The organism is Empedobacter sp. UBA7620 (assembly GCF_002484185.1).
In the GTDB taxonomy this organism is placed as follows: domain Bacteria; phylum Bacteroidota; class Bacteroidia; order Flavobacteriales; family Weeksellaceae; genus Empedobacter; species Empedobacter falsenii_C.
This window is the reverse complement of the sequence record NZ_DLJI01000047.1, coordinates 1-14,752: the sequence shown is the minus strand read 5'-3', so window position 1 is coordinate 14,752 and position 14,752 is coordinate 1. Positions and strand designations below refer to the sequence as shown.

At 29.3% G+C, this 14,752-nt stretch carries 19 protein-coding genes; 7 read left to right on the top strand and 12 right to left on the bottom strand.

Annotated features, from left to right (window positions below):
- Positions 1 to 1,122 carry a BT_3928 family protein gene (locus B2217_RS11595; RefSeq protein ID WP_291122625.1) on the bottom strand — a complete coding sequence of 374 codons (1,122 nt, stop codon included), beginning with the start codon at positions 1,120 to 1,122 and terminating at the stop codon, positions 1 to 3.
- A complete protein-coding gene (locus tag B2217_RS11590; protein WP_280051635.1) occupies positions 1,119 to 1,667 on the bottom strand; it encodes a DUF1599 domain-containing protein in 549 nt (182 codons plus the stop codon). Before B2217_RS11590 ends, B2217_RS11595 begins: the two co-directional genes overlap by 4 nt.
- Before the next feature lie 53 nt (positions 1,668 to 1,720).
- Here B2217_RS11590 and folP point away from each other — a divergent pair, with 53 nt between their 5' ends.
- Positions 1,721 to 2,548, top strand: coding sequence for a dihydropteroate synthase (gene folP / locus B2217_RS11585; protein ID WP_291094716.1), 828 nt, complete (start codon positions 1,721 to 1,723; stop codon positions 2,546 to 2,548).
- Positions 2,549 to 2,573: 25 nt separating this feature from the next.
- Here folP and B2217_RS11580 read toward each other — a convergent pair whose 3' ends face one another.
- From B2217_RS11580 to B2217_RS11560, 5 genes are all read right to left on the bottom strand, one after another.
- Positions 2,574 to 2,858, bottom strand: coding sequence for a type II toxin-antitoxin system RelE/ParE family toxin (locus B2217_RS11580; protein ID WP_038336878.1), 285 nt, complete (start codon positions 2,856 to 2,858; stop codon positions 2,574 to 2,576).
- On the bottom strand, positions 2,840 to 3,076 hold the full coding sequence (locus B2217_RS11575; RefSeq protein ID WP_038336879.1) for a hypothetical protein: 237 nt from the start codon (positions 3,074 to 3,076) through the stop codon (positions 2,840 to 2,842). The genes B2217_RS11580 and B2217_RS11575 overlap by 19 nt, the downstream gene beginning before the upstream one ends.
- A 31-nt stretch (positions 3,077 to 3,107) precedes the next feature.
- Positions 3,108 to 3,536 carry a hypothetical protein gene (locus B2217_RS11570; RefSeq protein ID WP_038336880.1) on the bottom strand — a complete coding sequence of 143 codons (429 nt, stop codon included), beginning with the start codon at positions 3,534 to 3,536 and terminating at the stop codon, positions 3,108 to 3,110.
- A gap of 53 nt (positions 3,537 to 3,589) precedes the next feature.
- Complete coding sequence (locus tag B2217_RS11565; RefSeq protein WP_052217982.1) at positions 3,590 to 4,612, bottom strand: DUF4407 domain-containing protein; 1,023 nt, start codon at positions 4,610 to 4,612, stop codon at positions 3,590 to 3,592.
- 107 nt (positions 4,613 to 4,719) lie between these two features.
- Positions 4,720 to 5,781 carry a branched-chain amino acid aminotransferase gene (locus tag B2217_RS11560; protein WP_291122622.1) on the bottom strand — a complete coding sequence of 354 codons (1,062 nt, stop codon included), beginning with the start codon at positions 5,779 to 5,781 and terminating at the stop codon, positions 4,720 to 4,722.
- Positions 5,782 to 5,861: 80 nt separating this feature from the next.
- Here B2217_RS11560 and mnmD point away from each other — a divergent pair, with 80 nt between their 5' ends.
- The 3 genes from mnmD (at position 5,862) to B2217_RS11545 (ending at position 7,781) form a co-directional block, all read left to right on the top strand.
- Positions 5,862 to 6,578: a tRNA (5-methylaminomethyl-2-thiouridine)(34)-methyltransferase MnmD gene (mnmD, locus tag B2217_RS11555; protein WP_291067782.1), complete on the top strand. Its 717-nt coding sequence runs from the start codon at positions 5,862 to 5,864 to the stop codon at positions 6,576 to 6,578.
- A 72-nt stretch (positions 6,579 to 6,650) separates the two neighbouring features.
- Positions 6,651 to 7,478, top strand: coding sequence for a 50S ribosomal protein L11 methyltransferase (gene prmA, locus B2217_RS11550; RefSeq protein ID WP_038336885.1), 828 nt, complete (start codon positions 6,651 to 6,653; stop codon positions 7,476 to 7,478).
- A 6-nt stretch (positions 7,479 to 7,484) separates the two neighbouring features.
- On the top strand, positions 7,485 to 7,781 hold the full coding sequence (locus B2217_RS11545) for an ATP-dependent Clp protease adaptor ClpS (RefSeq protein ID WP_180905936.1): 297 nt from the start codon (positions 7,485 to 7,487) through the stop codon (positions 7,779 to 7,781).
- Between the two features lie 6 nt (positions 7,782 to 7,787).
- Here B2217_RS11545 and B2217_RS11540 read toward each other — a convergent pair whose 3' ends face one another.
- On the bottom strand, positions 7,788 to 8,204 hold the full coding sequence (locus B2217_RS11540; RefSeq protein ID WP_038336886.1) for a hypothetical protein: 417 nt from the start codon (positions 8,202 to 8,204) through the stop codon (positions 7,788 to 7,790).
- Between the two features lie 24 nt (positions 8,205 to 8,228).
- Positions 8,229 to 8,765: an RNA polymerase sigma factor gene (locus tag B2217_RS11535; RefSeq protein ID WP_038336888.1), complete on the bottom strand. Its 537-nt coding sequence runs from the start codon at positions 8,763 to 8,765 to the stop codon at positions 8,229 to 8,231.
- A gap of 409 nt (positions 8,766 to 9,174) precedes the next feature.
- Here B2217_RS11535 and B2217_RS11530 point away from each other — a divergent pair, with 409 nt between their 5' ends.
- Complete coding sequence (locus tag B2217_RS11530) at positions 9,175 to 9,321, top strand: hypothetical protein (protein WP_180905933.1); 147 nt, start codon at positions 9,175 to 9,177, stop codon at positions 9,319 to 9,321.
- 92 nt (positions 9,322 to 9,413) lie between these two features.
- Here the strand turns inward: B2217_RS11530 and B2217_RS11525 are convergent, their stop codons facing one another.
- From B2217_RS11525 to B2217_RS11515, 3 genes are read right to left on the bottom strand one after another with little or no spacing between them, the layout of a single operon-like run.
- Positions 9,414 to 10,379, bottom strand: a complete 966-nt coding sequence (locus B2217_RS11525) for a hypothetical protein (RefSeq protein ID WP_180905932.1) — start codon at positions 10,377 to 10,379, stop codon at positions 9,414 to 9,416.
- Between the two features lie 2 nt (positions 10,380 to 10,381).
- Positions 10,382 to 11,311: a hypothetical protein gene (locus tag B2217_RS11520; RefSeq protein WP_180905931.1), complete on the bottom strand. Its 930-nt coding sequence runs from the start codon at positions 11,309 to 11,311 to the stop codon at positions 10,382 to 10,384.
- A 4-nt stretch (positions 11,312 to 11,315) separates the two neighbouring features.
- Positions 11,316 to 12,182 (bottom strand): hypothetical protein, encoded by an 867-nt coding sequence (locus B2217_RS11515; RefSeq protein WP_180905930.1) that lies wholly within the window; start codon positions 12,180 to 12,182, stop codon positions 11,316 to 11,318.
- 292 nt (positions 12,183 to 12,474) lie between these two features.
- Here B2217_RS11515 and B2217_RS11510 point away from each other — a divergent pair, with 292 nt between their 5' ends.
- Positions 12,475 to 13,275, top strand: coding sequence for a hypothetical protein (locus B2217_RS11510; protein WP_180905929.1), 801 nt, complete (start codon positions 12,475 to 12,477; stop codon positions 13,273 to 13,275).
- Positions 13,256 to 14,404, top strand: a complete 1,149-nt coding sequence (locus B2217_RS11505) for a hypothetical protein (RefSeq protein WP_180905928.1) — start codon at positions 13,256 to 13,258, stop codon at positions 14,402 to 14,404. Before B2217_RS11510 ends, B2217_RS11505 begins: the two co-directional genes overlap by 20 nt.
- Positions 14,405 to 14,752: the final 348 nt, after the last annotated feature.

Here is a 14,752-nt window from a genome sequence, read left to right as displayed (position 1 = left end):
TTAAAATAATTCTTCTAATTGATTAATTGAAGGAAAATCGTTGTCATGATATTTCGCTTTTACCGTTCCTTTTTCTAAAATCATCACTCCTGGATTTGAGCGAATAATTGTTTTCATCGTTGTTTGATCCATAAAACAATTCTCCAATTCTAAACCTTTAATTGGATTATTCGAAACCGCTGTCACAACAAAACCTTTTGCTTTCGCTTCTTTTCCTAGAGTATTTAATTTCGCAATTTGTTTCTCGTTTACTTTTTCAACAAAAGGAATGACAAAAACGATCGCTTTCGGCGCATTCAAAATTTCAGAAGTTTTATCAACACCATTGCAATCAAAATTAAAATCGTGAATTGGTGGTTCGTACCCTTTTTTCTCCACAATTGTACGCGTTTTATCCGCTTCAATCACCCAAGGCGTTCCGTGTTTGTACCACTTATCATCTGCAATATATTGCGAATCATCAATTTCAACCACTTTTCCATCTACACTATTTTTCATGGTGTAAATCGTTTTATATGTTGTTGGTTTTAAACCTAATTCTTGCGGAGATTTCATTCCTTCAATCAAATTTTTTCCAACTGCATAAGGTCTAAAATCGATGATTGGTAAATGATTAATTCCGATATAAGCAATAATTGCAGAACCTAAAATTGTAACAAAATTGATTACATAATTCGCTTTTTCAACGAATAAAGGTTTAATATATTTTTGACCAATCACTAAAATAATTATCAACACCAAAAGCACAACATCTTTGTAAAATGATGTCCAAGGTTCTAGTTTTAGCGCATCACCAAAACACCCACAATCGGTTACTTTATTGAAGTAAGCTGAATAAAATGTCAAGAATGTGAAGAAAATAATCGTTAACAATAAAGCTATTGTCGTAAATCTTTTCCAAACGCCAAGCAATAATAAAACGCCTAAAACTATTTCAAAAATGGAGAAAAATGTTGCCAAAGGCAAACTCAAACTTTCTAAAAATGGAATATTAAGAACTGTTGGTGAGAAATATTCTTCTAATTTGAAACTTAATCCAATTGGATCAACGTTTTTTACAAATCCAGAAATTATAAAAATAACTCCAACTATAATTCGAGCAAATTGTACCAAATACCTCATGAAGTTTTCTTTTCGTTAATTAAAATCATGGCGAAAATCGAATAATTAATCATATCCAAATAATTTGCATCCAAACCTTCTGATACAATCGTTTTTCCTTTATTATCTTCGATACTTTTTGTGCGCAAAACTTTCTGATAAATCAAATCTGTGATCGAACTCACACGCATATCTCGCCAAGCTTCACCGTAATCATGATTTTTTTTCATCATCAAATCATGCGCAATTGTCGCATATTTATCATAAAAATCGATAGCTTGTTCGTCCGTTAAATCTGGCTGATCTGCGAAACCAAGTTCTAGCTGAATCAATGCCATAATCGAATAATTTACAATCGCCACAAATTCTCCTTCTTCGTCTTCATCAACCAAACGCTCTGTCGCTTCTTGCAACGTACGAATGCGATTTACCTTAATAAAAATTTGATCTGTCAACGATGGTAAACGCAGTACACGCCAAGCCGGACCGTAATCTTGTAATTTTTTTGTATATAAATCTCTACAAACAGAGATGATTTCTTTAAATTGAATTGAGGTATTTTTCATAATTTCGTTTCGATTTCAAAAATAATTGAAATTGCTTAAAGAACTTCTAAGATATGACAATTAATTGTAATGGTCGTTTGATTGATTTGAACGAGCCTAAAATTATGGGAATTTTGAATACAACGCCAAACTCTTTTTATGATGGAGGCAGTAATCAATCGATGAATTTGATTTTAGAAAAAGTTGAAAAACATTTGTCCGAAGGTGCTGATATGATTGATATTGGTGGTTATTCGACAAAACCTGGAGCTGAAAATATTTCGGAGCAAGAAGAAATTGATAGAACTGCGCCAATTATTGAAAAAATTATTGAAGAATATCCAGAATTGATTATTTCGGTTGATACTTTTCGAGGAAATGTAGCGCGCGAAGCTGTAAAAGTTGGCGCTTCTATTATAAATGATGTTTCGGGTTGGGAATTGGACGAAAATATGTTTGATGCAATCAAAGAACTTCGAGTTCCGTACATTTTGATGCACATGAAAGGAACACCGAAAACGATGCAAAATAATCCTGAATATGCAGATCTTACACTGGAAGTAAACGAATATTTTTCGCAGAAAATTGCACAGTTAAAAGCTGCAAAAGTTAATGATATTATTTTGGATCCTGGTTTTGGTTTTGCAAAAACATTGGATCATAATTACGAATTATTCAGTAAAATGGAAGCTTTAGGTTTTGAAGGTTTTCCTTTGTTGGTCGGAATTTCGAGAAAATCAATGATTTATAATTTATTCGAAACAACTCCGCAAGAAGCTTTAAACGGAACTTCTGTTCTGAACATGGTTGCGTTACAAAAAGGTGCAAAAATTTTGCGTGTTCACGATGTAAAAGAAGCAAAAGAAACCTTACAAATTTTTCATAAATTGAATCAAAAATAAAGAAGAAAGCCACTAAAAGTGGCTTTTATTTTATATTTCTGCGAGCATCCCAAATACTCAAAATAATTAATTCAGCATCAGTAAATTCATAGAGTAACAAATATTCTCTGATAAGTTTTACTCTCACATTATCAATATTTGTTCGTCGACCAATTGTAGGATTTTCACGTAAAACTTCTAATGTTTGAAGAATTAAATAATTTAATTTGATACTAAATCTCTTTGATTTATTTCTTAAAATCCAATATTCTAAGATTTCTTTTCGTTCAAGATTCGCTGTTATTGTCCAAATTATTTTTCGTTTAACCATTTTTCAATTTCTTGATTGGCTACTTTTTCACTAATTATAGATGAATTTTTATACTCATCTTTAGCTTCTTCAACTCGAACAATTTGTTTATCAGTTAAAGTGTAAATTCCACTTTCTGATTCAAAATCAAGTAAATTATTTATTTGCTCAATTATATTGATATCATTCAATTTACTCATTTTTTCTATTGTCAACTTTTTCAACTCTTCTGTGTTCATAATGAGAGATTTGATTTAAAGTTAATCAATTTTAATCAATGATTTTACTATTTGGAAAGAAAACTTTAAACGTATCTACAATATTGATATCCGAAGTCAAAATTTGCCAATGTGAATCTTTCACAAATTCAAACACGACTTCATTGTCATATAAATTTTCGTCCTCAATATTTACATGCAAATTATTTTCTTTTCGATCTCCAATAATCAACGCTTCCGTTACATGTTCCATTTTGTAACATAAACTTTCTAACTGATCATATTCCACAAAAATTCCGTCTTGTTGATCAATGACTTCTTGCAATTCGAAAACCGAATATTCGTCCGTTTCACTTTCGCCATCAACCCAAAGAATTTTCCAAAAATAATCATGTATATCTTTTATAGGAGCAATCACCTCTTCCATTCGTTGAATTTGGTTTTCGTCTTCTCCGTAAATTTCTATTTTATAAGTTTCCATATCTTGTGCAAAATTAAAAAAGTAACTTTAAATTAAAGTTACTTTTTAATTATTTATGCTTTTTCTAACTCATGTTTCACACGTTTTTCAGATTTGATATCCATAATCTGAATTGATTCTTTACTAAAAATCTTAAACGAATGTTCATGTTTTTCTAATAGAAAATCATAAGGTCCTTTTGGCGCGATTAATTTCACTAAAACTGGCGCAGTTTCTAACGAGATAAACACAAGAGCTATAAAAATAGCTGCAGTTCCTAAAATTGGATTATTAACTGATAATTCATCTAAAGCCTGCATACGTGCTGCAAATCCATTGTAATTTTCTTCGGTTGGTTTAGCTGCATCAATTTCTTTCTCTTTCGCCACATTTAACCGATCCAATTCTTTGTTAATTTCAGTCAAACGAGGTGCAGATTGTTGAATATAAGTTTCGATTTCGGCAGCTTTTTGCTTTTTCAATTCGGCTTTTCGTTTCGCATTTGGTCCATAACCTTCGCGACCAGTTGTTGTTTCAGTTTGTGTACCCACAACTTCTTTTTCCAATTCGGTAGAAGCAGAATTATACTCATTTCTTAATTTATCAATTTCTGCATAAATTTCTTTTCGTTCATTCGAAAAAGGCGTTCCCAATTCAGCATAACGTGCATCAATTCCTTTTTGTAATTCTGCTTTATTTCGATTGACAATAATATTCAATTGCTTGTTAATTTCTTTCTCGAAAATTTTTAATTCTAACGGTTTCGAAATCACAATACCTAATAAAACTGCAACCAAAATACGTGGCAAAGCAACAAAAAACTGACGAAAAAATCCACCTGATTTTTTCATTGATGTGACAATATATCGGTCAAGATTAAAAATCATCAATCCCCACAACAAACCAAAACCTGTTGCTGCATATATATTATCAAAAACAGTGTTCAACGCATATCCAGCAGACAAAGCTGCCAAAATCCCTGTAAATAATATGACACCTCCAATACCGACATGCTTGTTGATATCTGTTGGTGTTTTTTTCAAGAGTTCAAGACTACTCCCTGAACAGATGATTAAAAATTTCTGTAGTCCATTCATTTTGCAAATATAGTACTTTGTATAACATATTATTAAATATCGTGCCAAAAAAAGCTGACAATCAAATTGTCAACTTATATTTTTAAAAAAAACTTACTTAATCAAAATTAAGCTTGTTCTTCTATTTTAATTCTCCATCCGTAAGGATCATCAGATAATCCGTATTGAATATCTTTTAATTTCTTTTTCAATTGTAATGCAAAAGAATCTTCTTCAGCTAAAGTTGGTAATTGAGCACGCTCTTCACCAAAACCTACTGCATCATATTGTGTAATTACAACAGCAGTTCCACATCCAAATACTTCTTTTAATTCTCCTGATTTATAAGCATCATACATTTCTTGTACTTCTACAGGACGCACTTCTACTTCATATCCGTTATCTTTTGCTAAAGTTAAAACAGAATCACGAGTAACTCCATTCAAAATACGCTCAGAAGTTGGAGCTGTTAAAATTTTATTTCCGATACGTACCATTACGTTCATTGTACCAGCTTCTTCGATAAATTTGTGCTCGATAGAATCTGTCCAAATTACTTGATCATAACCATCTTTTTGAGCTTCAGAAGTTGGAAAGAAAGATCCAGCATAGTTTCCTCCACATTTTGCAAAACCAACACCTCCCTGAGCTGAACGACTATAATAATCAGCAATTTTTACTGATAAAGGTTTATCGTAATAATTAGGAGCATAAGCTAATAAAATAGCAAAAATATATTCGTTAGATGCCCTAGCAGAAACTGCTTCTTCTGTTGCGAACATTACTGGACGAATATATAATGACGTTCCGTAATCTTTTGGTACCCATTGACGATCGATATCAATAATAGCTTCTAAACCATCAATAAAAATTTCTTTCGGAATTTGAGGCATATTAAGACGTGCCGCAGATAAATTAAAACGCTCGAAGTTTTTCTCTGGACGGAAAATAAATACTTCTTCGTTATCATTTTTGTAGGCTTTCATTCCTTCAAAAATTGTTTGACCATAATGGAAAGACATCGCTGCTGGAGTCATTGAAATTGGTCCGTAAGGAACAATTTTTGGCTCATCCCATTTACCATCTTTGTAATGCGCGATCAACATGTGATCTGTAAACTCTTTCCCAAAAGTAGTAGAGTTAAAAACTGAATCGTTAAATTTTGATTCAGCAATTTTTTCTATAATCATTTTATGATATATTTTGTTTGTGCTTATCAAAGGTACATTTTATTTGCACTTTTTCATAATAAATATCATAACTTTCGACGATGAAAAGAATTATTCAAGAAACGGAAGATGGATCTAAAACTATCTATATTGAAGATTGGGATGAATCTTATCATTCTAAGCATGGCGCTGTACAAGAGGCTTTTCATGTATTTATAAAAAATGGATTTCATCATTTTACAGAAACAAAAAATCCTATAAAAATTATAGAAATTGGATTAGGTACGGGACTTAATTCTTTCATTACTTTGATGGAAGCTGAAAAACATAAAACTCCAGTGCAATATGTTGGAATTGAAAAATTTCCAGTTTCTGATGAAGAATTTGAATTGGTGAATTATTTTGAAAATGTTTTCAAACTTTATCCGGAATTTGAACATCGAAAAGAAGAATTTTTAGATTATTATCAACAATTATTTCATTCGAATTGGGAAAATTGGCATAAAATTTCTCCCTATTTTGAAATTAAAAAAGTAGAAGAAGATTTTTTCAATCTGAAAAACATCAACGAAAATAATTTTGATTTGGTTTATTTTGATGCATTTGGTTCTCGTGTTCAACCAGAATTATGGGAAAAAGAATTGTTAGAAATTGTTGATTCTTTAACTAAAAAATCTGCCATTTTTACTACTTATGCAGCGAAAGGAACCATAAAAAGAGGATTGAAAGATTTGGACTATATTGTACAAAAACGTCCTGGACCTCCAGGAAAACGTGAAATGATGGTTGGTTTGAAAGACTTTCCATTTGTCAAATAATCTGCTTTATCATTAATTATAAAAATCGTAAATTTGCAGCTGAAAACAATTTGATGTTTTCTACATTTTTTTATGACAAATTATATCGAATATAAATTTAAAGTTGCGGAAGTAGAGCCTTTTAATGAAATTATTATTGCAATGATTTCTGAACTACCCTTTGAAAGTTTTGTTGAAAACGAAGAAGGTTTTGATGCTTACATGCCAAAAACTGACGAAAATATTGACCAAGTAAAAGAAGTAATTGACTCTATTGAGAATATTGATTTTTCTTATACGCGTCAAGAAATTGAACAACAAAATTGGAATGCAACTTGGGAAGAAAATTTCACACCAATTTTAGTGAACGATCAATGTTTGATTCGTGCAGAATTTCACGAAACAGTTGAAAATATTCCGTACGAAATTATCATTCAACCAAAAATGTCTTTTGGGACTGGACACCACTCTACAACACACTTGATGGTAGAATATATCTTGGAAACTGAATTTACAGGAAAAGATATTTTGGACATGGGTTGTGGAACGTCAATTCTTGCAATTTTAGGAATGAAACGTGGTGCAAATTATGCAGAATGTATCGATATTGACGAATGGGCTGTGGAGAATTCTATCGAAAATGGAAAACGAAATGGTGTTAGTTTAGATGCTAAAATGGGTGATAATTCACTTTTAGGAAGCAAACAATTTGACATTATTTTAGCGAATATCAATAAGAATATTTTAATCAGCCAAATTCCTTCTTATATCAACGTTTTGAATGAAAATGGAGATTTATTCTTAAGTGGATTAATGGAGCAAGATTTTGATGATATTTTAGCTTTCTGTACAGAAAATGGTTTGAAATTTGTATCTAAAAAACAACGAAATGAGTGGATTGCGCTACATTTCAAAAAATAAAATGATATGACAAAATACGCAACGCAACCCATGTGGGAAACGGAAAAAGATTCGGCTGTTGATGTATTGGAACAGGAATCGCACAAATATCAAATTATTGTTTACAATGACGATGTGAATACTTTTGATTGGGTAATCGAATCGTTAATTGATGTTTGTGAACACACGCCAGAACAAGCGGAACAATGTTCTATTTTGATTCACTACAAAGGTAAATGCGAAGTCTTGACCGGTGAATTAGAAGATTTAAAACCTCGATGCACAGAGTTATTGAACCGAGGTTTAAGTGCAGAAATTATTTAGAATTTCTTAATAATCATATAAAGCAAAATCAGAATCGTCTAATGTTACATTGGACGATTTTTTGTTTTGATCGCTCGCTATATATGAATCATAAATCTTCTCGTAAACATGATTTTCTGTTTTTGTATCTACAACTTCTGTAGATTTTTCTGTAGAATTAATTACAAAAGGAGTAACAACCAATGCTAATAGCAATATACAAGCAGCTGCCCACCAAATATTGAAATGTATAACTTTTGTTTCCTTTTTATCAATAGTCTTCGATAAAATTGATTGTTCTAAATCTTCAAAATAATTAGTTGGAGTTGTATAATTTTCCTTTTGTTTTAAGCTTTTAAGATAAATTTCATCTTCCAAACTCTTAAAATAATTATCAGGAACTTTAAAATTATTTTTTAATCCATTTTCTTTCATATCATACATAAGACAAAAAAAAGTTAAAAAGGTTTAATCTTCATCCTCTAAAAATTCTTTAATTTTTGCAACTGCATGATGATAAGACGCCTTTAGCGCGCCAACAGATGTACCCGAAATTTCAGAAATCTGCTCATATTTCATTTCATCATAATATTTCATCATAAATACTACACGCTGCTTTTCTGGCAAACTTGCGATTGCTTTTTGTAATTTCAACTCAATTTCATCACCTGTATAATATTCATCCGTAGATAAATCATCCGCAATATTCATCGAATAATCTTCGAATGAAACATTTTGTTCTTTAGCATTTTTATGAATAAAATTGATGGTTTCGTTATAAGTAATCCTAAAAATCCATGTCGATAATTTCGATTCATTTTTGAATGAATTCAAATTTTGATAGATTTTGATAAAAACATTTTGAGCAATATCATCTGCATCTTCATGAATCAAAACCATACGACGAATTTGCCAATAAACTCTCTGATGATAATCTTTTACAAGAAGTTTAAAAGCTTGTTCCCAATCCTTATTTAAAATGTGATCTAATATTTTCTGATCCAATTGAATAATATTAAGCTGTAAAGCTATTAAATTTGAAATGATAAACTTCTAATATTATTTCAAGTAATCTATATTTTATCTTTTTTTTAAGAAGTTTAATTCCCTATCTGATCATTTTAGAGATTATAAATACTTAATAAACGTTTATTTTTTAACAAAACATTAAAATAGCTGATTTAAAACGAATTAAAAACGGTTTATTATTATTAAAAATTTAAAACTTATTCTATATTTGAAATACCAAACTATAACTCTATTACCTATGAAACAATTCAATACAAACAAATTTTGTAAATTATTATATAATTTACTTCTTCCACATTTACATTATAAAATTAAATAAAAAGTTGGGATTACATTCCTTGCTTTCTACTAACATATTTATTATTAACCCAAAAACTATTTAATTATGAAAAAGTCAATTAATGATTTTCAAGTAGAGAAATTAGAAGACAGAAAAGAGTTTATCTTCTATTGTTTGTTACATTTATTCTGTGGAGGTCACGGAGGTGGATCAACAACTCCAGATCCAGGTCCTGGAGGCGGAGATCAATAAGATGTAAAAATAAAAAAGAACTTAGTCATACTAAGTTCTTTTGTTTTTATATAAATAAATCACCTACAAAGTTTATAGGTGATTATTTTTTTTTATCTAGTCACTCCGTATACTGTTACATTAATTGGTGATTGAAAACTAGAATTAGCACAATAAGTACCTGTTGAACCGTTTGTATTACTAAATCCTAATCCTACAGATATTTTGCCATTATTCAACGTGAAATTATTACCAGAGGACTGATTTGTTGAATTGAAATGGTTATTTCCTACAATCTTAAATCCTATTTTTACTTTCTGATCAATATTTGCAGGAATATTATTTACAGGAGCTAAAATTGTAATTTTTCTTCTTGCACAATAACCCTGATCAGCTAGATTAACAAATGGAAATATTTTATTGGCGACTAAAACATCATTAATAAAAACTCCCATTGCAATACTAAAATCAAAAGTTCCTCCTCCTGGTTTTACAAGCATTGCATTTACTTTTACAAAAGCATCAGCTGTTTTTGCAAATTTAAAAGTTGGTTGAAAACCTGCTGGTACAATTGTCCAATAATTTGAAGTCATTGCATTCAAGTTTGTTCCATTAATATGGTTTGAATTAGTCATTGATGATAATGTAGTATTACCTGAGTTATTTATGTTACTAAAAGGAGATAATACATCTACTCCAATACTTGTATTTGAAGCTCCATCATAATTAGTAAAAAAGTAGGGTGAACTAAAGTCTTTATCAGAACTAAATGAAACTGAATCTAATAATTTAACCCATAAATGTTGATCATCATCCCAATAAAAATATCCATAAAAATCTTCATTTAATCCACCATTTTTATTTGGGCTAAAAACAATAGCTCCTCCTTTTGGTTCTTTAGTATAAGGGTGAACATTATATGCCGTTATATTATACTCTGGTAAAGCTACAGCTTGATTAGATGAACTTATTTCTAAACCAACTGAAGAATCTGTAGTTGTATTTGTATCTCTAGATATAATAACTTGAGCTATGCTATATTGAGCTATAAATGGTAATATATATAATAACTTTTTCATAATTAATTATTTAGAATAGATGGATTTTCTTGAATTTTTATACTTAATAATCCTTCATTTACAGATTGATTAGGTAAATACCCATCTGTAGATGATATACCGCAGTTAGAATTTCTACTATTATAAGTTACATTTACAGTAGCATTAGAATTTAATATATTTCTATTCTTAACTGCAACTTGTATGGTATGTTTTCCATTAGACAAATCATTCGTAAGACCTCTTAAACTAAATACATTATACATACAATTTCGAGTAGAATTACCTGCTAAAGAAAAAGGACTATACACAGTTAATTTACCATCTACAAAAATTCCTACATCATAACTTATCGCTTTCTCTGCTGAAGCACTATATGCTTCTACAAAACCTGTTAATCGATAAAAAATAATATTTTTTGAATTATATATTTGAAATTCTTGAGTAAAATTGGGCAACACTTGCCATCTTTTACTTGTATCCGTAATCAAATCCCCTAAATTATTTTGCCAAGAATTCGCATAAGGTCCTGTAGTAGGATTATTAGTCGCCGAAACAATATCGGTTGTACTTGGTAAGGGGTAATTTTTTAAATTAGCAAGATTAGTTAACGAACCTTCATTCTTAGTTGAAACAAAAGGGGTCCAAGCTCCTAAAGATGAAGTATAATTATACCAAAAATAAGGTCCTTTATCATTTCCTAAAGAGGTATTTGTATTATAAATTAATAAACCTGATTGTAAATTTGAACCTAAACTAAGATCTACGTTAGTTTTATCTTTTCGATCCTTCATTGCATTTCTTGGTAAAACAAAGGTCTTATCATTTTTTGTAGAAGTTGTACTTTGTTTAGAATCTAAAATCAAGTTATCATTGGTTACATTAGTCGATAAAGCTACCTGTGCATTAACAGCACTTGATAAGACAATTATTGAAAGTAATATTTTTTTCATAGGTTTACTCTTTTACTGTTAATATTAATCTTGATTTCATTACTTCAGATGGTAAATTAGTACATGTTCCTATAGATTTTCCAAATGTGTAAGCATATGTAGTTGCTGGTGTAGATAAATCATAACTTCTTCGTGGATGTATTCTCACATCTATTGTATGATCTTGAGTAGTTGACAAATTGAGAATTATTCCATCCAAATCTACAGGAACAAAACCACAGCTATTTGAAGTAAAATTACCTGTATAATTTTCAACATATTTTAATTGTCCATCTACAAAAACTCCTATTGCAAAGGTCAATAAACTATTACTTTGTTGAATTTGAGCAATTCCTGTAAACGTAAAAGACACTTTGTTATTAGGCTTATTTGTACGTACTATTTTTGAAATATTTAATGGTATAAAATTTCTATTAGTTGCAATAGTTCCTGATTGATTGAACGTATAATTAGGTAGAGTTGTTTCACTACCTTGAACATAACTCTTATCACTTCCAATATCAATACCATTTGCATTTGCAGAATACATCACAGAAGAATTTAACTGTGCAATAACATTTTCAAAATCTAACAAAGCACGCCATTTTGATCCATCCCAAAAATGAAACCCCTCTCCTAAAGCTCTATTTGTATTATATACAATCATTTGAGAGGCATCTCCTTGTTTAGGAAAATTAACTCCAGAGGAATTTTTAAGTTCTGTTAATGAATTCAATGATATTCGTGGAAGTAAAACACCTTTATCAGAAAAATTAACATAAATACCATCAGTAGCATTATCTATTTCTGGTTTATTTTTATTTGATATTTCTACCTGGGCATATAAAACAGATAAAAATAACGTCGCTAAAAAAGTAAAATTCTTTAACATAGGTTTATAGTTGTTTATGATTATTTACAGATTAATACAATCGTAGATTACAATAAAATTTTTCTAAAAAAAATTAATGTAAAAACGAAATATCCAGTGTTGATTTTATAAAATCTGCATGAAGTAATTTGCAGAAAAAATAATAGAGAGTCTTTTCATAGTAATTGGTAGTTTTATAATTTTAGGTGAAGTAAATATATTACTAAAATCATTAATTATCAAATATTTAACAAAATTATTTTTATACTTCCTATAAAAATTATACTTTCGTATCAACTTAAAACTACCCTAAATGAGCCAAATTAATCAACTATTTTTTCGAGAAGTTGTCGACTTTCTAACTGAGAATGTGAAAATTAATCGTTTAAAAAAAGATCAATTAGACCTAGTTGCAAAAACGTATTATAATTACATTATTCACTTAGATAAATTAATAGATCAAGAAATTATTATTGAAAAAAATTTACTTGATTCTAATCCTTTAGTTAACTTAACTAATCATTACGAACTTTGTATTAAGACACTTATCAAATTGTTTGGTGAAGATTCTTCTATTTTCGAAAGTAAAGCAAAATACAGTAAAATTTATTTTGATGCTTTAATCAAAGAAAAATTATGGGATTTCGATTCAACTATTTTATCCAAAGAAGAATTTGAACAAATTGCTGTAGAAAAGCATATTCCAGTCTTTTTTATTGTAGATGGAATAAATCTTTTACAATCTGATTATCCATCAGAAGATATAAAATTGATGCTATCTTATATTTTCAAAGGAATACAAATGTATGATGACATAACAGATATTGGTGATGATTTACGAGAAAAACAATTCACTTATATTATTTCAAATACTATTCAGTTTCTTAAAAACGACAACGATTATCACCCAGATAATCAACTCTATACACACAAAGCTTTCTTTGCTCTTGAAGAATTATCTAATCCTCAATTTGAATTTATGGAAGAACAATTTTCTGCTGCAAAAGAAATTGCATTAAAGTATGATTTAGTAAAAATTGCTAATTGGATAGATGCAATCGATATTCAACTTAAAGATTGGAAAAACCAAATAGATGAGATCAGAAATGCTTAGTACATTAACAGATATAAATTTTTCTTTCACAAAAAAAAATGAGCAAACTTGGGTCTTAGAACATTCAGAAAAATTTTTTATTGTAAGTGAAGAAATAAAAATTTTATTAGAAATCTTAAAACGAAATCACTATAATCTTGAGAACTCTTATCAAGACTTCATTCAAGAATTTGATTATGTTTCTAATGAAGATTTCGACAAAATTGTAAAACAAAATCTAAAAAGTTTAGAGTTAGATAAAGTAAATAGTCAGCAAAAAAAAGAAAAATCATTTATTCTTTTCGAAACAAAATTAATTTCTAAAGAAAACGCAGCTTCAATTTCAAAACTATTACAGCCTCTATTTCAACCTACTTTCTTTTGGATTGTATTTACAATATTATTTAGCCTCTCTATATATAATCTTACTCAAATGCATCATTTTCATCTTGAGAAAGAATATATGCTTCTTTTATTTCTATTGTATTTAGTGAGTGCTTTTATTCATGAATTTGGACATGTTGCAGCTTGTAATAGATTTACAAAAAAAAATGGAGAAGTTGGGGTTGGAATTTATTTCATTTTTCCAGTCTTTTATTCAAATATCACGCCCATTTGGTCTGCCAAAAAACAAGAACGAATTATTACAAACTTAGCAGGCGTTTATGTACAACTTTTTATAATTGCAGCATTATATATCGTCTATCTTATTACACATAATCACCAATTATTAGATGTGATAGGTATTAGTACAATGATTATTCTTTATCAATTGATTCCATTTATTCGTACAGATGGCTATTGGATAGTCTCGGATCTTACAGATATTCCAAATCTTTTACCAAGTAGTACTAATAGCGTAAGCAGGTTCTTTAAAAATCCTTTCAAGTTTAAATTAACAAGTAAAAAAGAAACATTTATATTTTTATATGGTCTTTTCAACCAATTTGTGATGATCTACATTGTATATAGAATAATAATCACTTATCAATACAAATTAATTTCTGGATCGATAGATTTGATAAAAACAATCTTTAACCAACCCAAGGAAATAATCAACTATTTGAATACTAATATTGAATTGATGATTATTTCTATAGTTTTCTATTTGATTATGTTCAATCTAATAAAACGAATCTTTAACAAATAATATTAAGACGTTCCCTCGCTCTTTTCCTTTCATTTATATTTATTCATAGAATATAAGCAAAAGAATATAAACATTAATAATGTAAGAGCTGAGTTATGAATAATAAGTTAAGACATAAGATTTAAGGCTTACAGAATAAAAGTTCTGAGTAAAAAAAAGGGAAGCTTCTTGTTGACTAATTAGAAGCCTCTTATTTGCTGATTGGAAGCTTCTTGTTTTATAAAACATAGTTGATTTGTTAGATGTAGAACTTACATTTTACTTAATACATTTTACAAAAAAGTATAACCATAAAAAAAGCCTCAAGAAATAATCTTGAGGCTTTTAATAAAAACTGGCGACGACCTA